Source organism: Phenylobacterium sp., assembly GCF_044236515.1.
Lineage (GTDB): Bacteria > Pseudomonadota > Alphaproteobacteria > Caulobacterales > Caulobacteraceae > Phenylobacterium.
The window spans coordinates 1-4,252 of the sequence record NZ_JBIIGK010000202.1 but is presented as its reverse complement, the minus strand read 5'-3'; the positions used below and the strand labels follow the sequence as shown (position 1 = coordinate 4,252).

At 70.1% G+C, this 4,252-nt stretch carries 5 protein-coding genes; all 5 read left to right on the top strand.

Annotated elements, in window-relative coordinates; genetic code table 11:
- Window positions 1-23: 23 nt before the first annotated feature.
- Window positions 24-1,679, top strand: a complete 1,656-nt coding sequence (gene fliF / locus ACILRF_RS14860) for a flagellar basal-body MS-ring/collar protein FliF (protein WP_395674241.1) — start codon at window positions 24-26, stop codon at window positions 1,677-1,679.
- Window positions 1,679-2,701 (top strand): flagellar motor switch protein FliG, encoded by a 1,023-nt coding sequence (fliG, locus tag ACILRF_RS14855; protein ID WP_395674239.1) that lies wholly within the window; start codon window positions 1,679-1,681, stop codon window positions 2,699-2,701. Before fliF ends, fliG begins: the two co-directional genes overlap by 1 nt.
- Window positions 2,701-3,345, top strand: coding sequence for a flagellar assembly protein FliH (locus ACILRF_RS14850; protein WP_395674237.1), 645 nt, complete (start codon window positions 2,701-2,703; stop codon window positions 3,343-3,345). Before fliG ends, ACILRF_RS14850 begins: the two co-directional genes overlap by 1 nt.
- A gap of 5 nt (window positions 3,346-3,350) precedes the next feature.
- Complete coding sequence (fliN, locus tag ACILRF_RS14845) at window positions 3,351-3,686, top strand: flagellar motor switch protein FliN (RefSeq protein ID WP_395674235.1); 336 nt, start codon at window positions 3,351-3,353, stop codon at window positions 3,684-3,686.
- A 33-nt stretch (window positions 3,687-3,719) separates the two neighbouring features.
- Window positions 3,720-4,252: sigma 54-interacting transcriptional regulator (locus tag ACILRF_RS14840; RefSeq protein WP_395674233.1), on the top strand; the 533-nt coding region annotated here is incomplete at its 3' end.

The following is a 4,252-nucleotide window of genomic DNA, read 5'->3' as shown; positions in this document are numbered from 1 at the left end:
TTTTCGGGGCAAGGGGCGCCGGGTTGGGCCAGTTCATTGGTGCGCTTCAGCGGTTCGGCATCGGTCGGCTGGCCGCCATCCTCGGCATCGGCGCCGGCGTGGCCGCGGTCCTGGTCGCCGTGACCATGAACCTCGGCGAGCCCAAGGCCCTGCTCTACGCCAACCTCGACCTCAAGGAAGCCGGCTCGATCACCCAGGCCCTCGATCAGGCCGGGACGAAGTACGAGGTCAAGGGCGACGGCTCGACCATCCTCGTGCCCCGTGACGAGGTCGCCGCCACCCGCCTGATGCTGTCCTCGCGCGGCCTGCCGACCGCCGGCTCCGTGGGCTACGAGATCTTCGACGAGTCCAACACCCTCGGTCAGACCGACTTCGTCCAGCAGCTGAATCGCCAGCGCGCCCTGGAAGGCGAGCTCGCCCGCACCATTCGCGGCCTGGAGGGCGTCAACGCCGCTCGCGTCCACCTCGTGTTGCCCAAGCGCCAGCTGTTCGACGAGGAGGGCGATCAGCCGTCGGCCGCGGTCAACATCGGCGTCGGCGGCCGCGAGCCGAGCGCCGAGCAGGTCCGCGCCATCCAGAACCTGGTCGCCGGCGCGGTGCCCAACCTGAAGCCCGACCGTGTCACCGTCGTCGACCAGCACGCCAAGACCCTGTCGGGCGGCGAGACCGGCATGGCCGCCGAGGCCGACGGCCGCAAGTCCGAGGTCGAGCAGCGCATAGCCAAGCAGGTGAAGCAGCTGGTCGAAGGCGTCGTCGGCCCCGGCAAGGCCCGGGTCAACGTCACGGCCGACCTGGAGCTCGCCCGCGTCACCGTCCAGCAGGAAACCTTCGACCCCGACGGCCAGGTGATCCGTTCGGAATCCACGACCGACGAGAACGCGCGCGAGAACGAGCCGCAGACCACCGGCCAGGTATCGGCCGCCGCCAACATCCCCGGCGGCCCGGGCGCCGACGTGAACAACACCTCCTCGGCCAGCGGCCGCCAGGAGAGCACCACCAACTACGAGATCTCCAAGACCGTCCGCACCGAGGTCCAGGAGCCGGGCCAGGTGAAGCGGCTGTCGGTCGCCGTCGCCGTCGACGGGGCCACCGCTCCGGCCGGCGCCGACGGCAAGCCCGGCGCCTATACCGCGCGCTCCGCCGAGGAGATGCAGCGGATCGAGCAGCTCGTCCGCACCGCCGTCGGCTTCAACCAGGAGCGCGGCGACCAGGTCAGCGTGATCAACGTCCGCTTCCCCTCCGACGCCACGGCGGGCGGGGTCGAGGCCGCCAACCCGCTGATGGGCTTCGACAAGAACGACATCATGCGCGGCGCCGAGCTCGGCGTGCTGGTGCTGGTCGCCCTGCTCATGATGCTGTTCATCGTTCGCCCGCTGCTGAAGGGCGCGATGGGCGGCGGCGGCGCGGCCGCCGGCGGCGCGGCCGCCATGGCCTTGGCGGCGCCTCAGGTCGCCCAGCTCGCCATGAGCCCCGACGGCCAGCCGATGCAGATCGCCGGCCAGGCCGGCGGCGGGAACCTGGCCCTGCCCGGTCCCGGCGAGCTGGACCAGAAGATCGACATCGCCCGCATCGAAGGCCAGGTGAAGGCCAGCTCCGTCCGCCGGGTCTCGGAGTTCGTCGACAAACACCCCGAGGAGTCGGTCTCGATCCTCCGCGGCTGGCTGCATGAGACGAGCTGATGGCCAAGGGTAAGAGCATCTCCGACCCGTCGAAGCTGTCGGGTCCCGAAAAGGCGGCGGTCATCCTGCTGGCGCTGGGCGAGGAGCACGCCCAGGTCTGGAAGCAGCTCGACGAGGAGGAGATCAAGGAGATCTCCCAGGCGATGGCCGGCCTCGGCACCGTCACCTCCCAGGCGGTCGAGGACCTGCTGGTCGAGTTCGTCTCCGGCGTCTCGGGCTCCGGCGCGATCATGGGCTCGTTCGAGCAGACCCAGAAGCTGCTCGCCTCGATCATGCCGGGCGAGAAGGTCGACGCCCTGATGGAGGAGATCCGCGGGCCGGCTGGCCGGACCATGTGGGACAAGCTCGGCAACGTGAACGAGGCCGTGCTCGCCAACTATCTGAAGAACGAATACCCGCAGACCGTCGCGGTGGTGCTTTCGAAGATCAAGTCCGAGCACGCCGCGCGCGTGCTGGCCGCCCTGCCTGAGGACTTCGCGCTCGAATGCGTCACCCGCATGCTGCGCATGGAGCCGGTGCAGCGCGACATCCTCGACAAGATCGAGCAGACCCTGCGCACCGAGTTCATGTCGAACCTGGCGCGCACCTCGAAGCGCGACAGCCACGAGATGATGGCCGACATCTTCAACGCCTTCGACCGCCAGACCGAGGCCCGCTTCATCACCGCTCTGGAAGAGCGCAACCGCGAGGCCGCCGAGCGCATCCGGGCGCTGATGTTCGTCTTCGAGGACCTGTCGAAGCTCGATCCCGGCGGCATCCAGACCCTGCTGCGCGGCGTCGATAAGGACTCCATGGCCCTGGCCATGAAGGGCGCCTCCGACACCCTGCGTGAGATGTTCTTCTCCAACATGTCCGAGCGCGCGGCCAAGATCATGCGCGAGGACATGGAGGCCATGGGCCCAGTCCGCCTGCGCGACGTCGATCAGGCGCAGATGGCCATGGTCCAGGTCGCCAAGGACCTTGCCGCCAAGGGCGAGATCATGCTGGCGGGGGCCGGCGGCGACGACGAGCTGGTCTACTGATGTCCGAGCTTCAGAAATTCAGCTTCGACACCGAGTTCGACGCCGGCGGCGGCGTCGCCTTCCAGGCCCCGCGCCCGAAGACCAGCTACAGCCCCGACGAGGTCGAGCAGATCCGCCGCGAGGCCTACGCCGACGGCGAGAAGGCCGGCCTGCAGAGCGTCAACGCCGCCCAGGCTCGCGCCATGGCCGAAGTCGCCGCCCAGTGCCGTCAGGCGATGCCGAAGCTGGCCGAGGTGGCCCACGACCACCGCATCGGCTCGGCCCAGCTCGCCCTGGCCTGCGGCCGCGCCATCGCCGACGCGGCCCTCGACCGCTTCCCCGAGGCCCCGCTGCAGGCGGCGCTGGACGCTCTGGCCCGCGAGATCGAGAGCGCGCCGCGCCTGGTCATCCAGGTCGGCGGCGACATGGCGGCCTACGTCGAAGAGCGGCTGGGCAACACGGTCTCGGCGGTCGGCTATCCCGGCCAGGTGACGGTGCGCGCCGAGCCCGGCCTCAACCGCCACGCCTTCACCCTCGATTTCGGCGACGGCGCCGCGGCCTTCGATCCAGAAGCCGCCCAGACCCGTGTCGCCGCGGCGCTGGAGGCGGCCCTCGCCGCCGAGGGCCTGCACGCCGAACCCCTGATCCCCGGAACGGAAGGCTGACCGCCATGTCCGAGAACGACCTCAAGCTCGACGAATTCGCGCAGGGCGAAGGCGCTCTGCCCGAAGCCTCCTCCGCCGAGGACAAGACCGCCCCCCACCTGGCGCCGGTCTTCGACGTGCCGGTCAACATCTCGGCCGTGCTCGGCCGGGCCAGCCTGTCGGTCGCCCAGCTCCTGGAGCTGGCCCAGGGCAGCGTCCTCGAGCTCGACCGCAAGGTCGGCGAGGCCATCGACATCTACGTCAACAGCCGGCTGGTCGCCCGCGGGGAGGTCGTCATCGTCGACGAGCGCCTGGGCGTGACCATGACCGAAATCATCAAGGACGGTGAAGGCGCGGCCTAATCGCCGTCCTTCGTCGGAGTTAGGAGACCAACCATGCGGCTTCTGGTCGTCGGCAAACTGAACGGGCAACTGTCCACCGCCGTGAAGATGGCGATGAGCGCGGGCGCCAAGGTCAGCCACGTGGAGAGCATCGCCGCCGCCACCCACGCCCTGCGCGCGGGCCAGGGCGCGGACCTCCTGATGGTCGACTACGAGCTCGACATCGCCGGCCTCATCGCCGCCAACGAGGCCGAGCGCATCCGCGCGCCGGTGGTGGCCTGCGGCGTCGGCGCCGACGCCATGGGCGCCGCCGCGGCGATCAAGGCCGGCGCCAAGGAATTCATCCCGCTGCCGCCGGACGCCGAGCTGATCGCCGCCGTCCTCGCCGCCGTGACCGACGACAACCGGCCGATGGTCGTCGCCGACCCGGCGATGAAGGCGGTGCTGACCCTCGCCGACCAGGTCGCCGGCTCCGACGCCTCGATCCTGATCACCGGCGAAAGCGGGGTCGGTAAGGAAGTCATCGCCCGCTACGTCCACCAGAAGTCGCGCCGCGCTTCCAAGCCGTTCATCAGCGTCAACTGCGC

Excerpts from the sequence above, each read along its gene's own strand:
- fliN (WP_395674235.1), top strand. The coding sequence starts at position 3,351 with ATGTCCGAGAACGACCTCAAGCTCGACGAATTCGCGCAGGGCGAAGGC.
- fliG (WP_395674239.1), top strand. The coding sequence starts at position 1,679 with ATGGCCAAGGGTAAGAGCATCTCCGACCCGTCGAAGCTGTCGGGTCCC.
- ACILRF_RS14850 (WP_395674237.1), top strand. The coding sequence starts at position 2,701 with ATGTCCGAGCTTCAGAAATTCAGCTTCGACACCGAGTTCGACGCCGGC.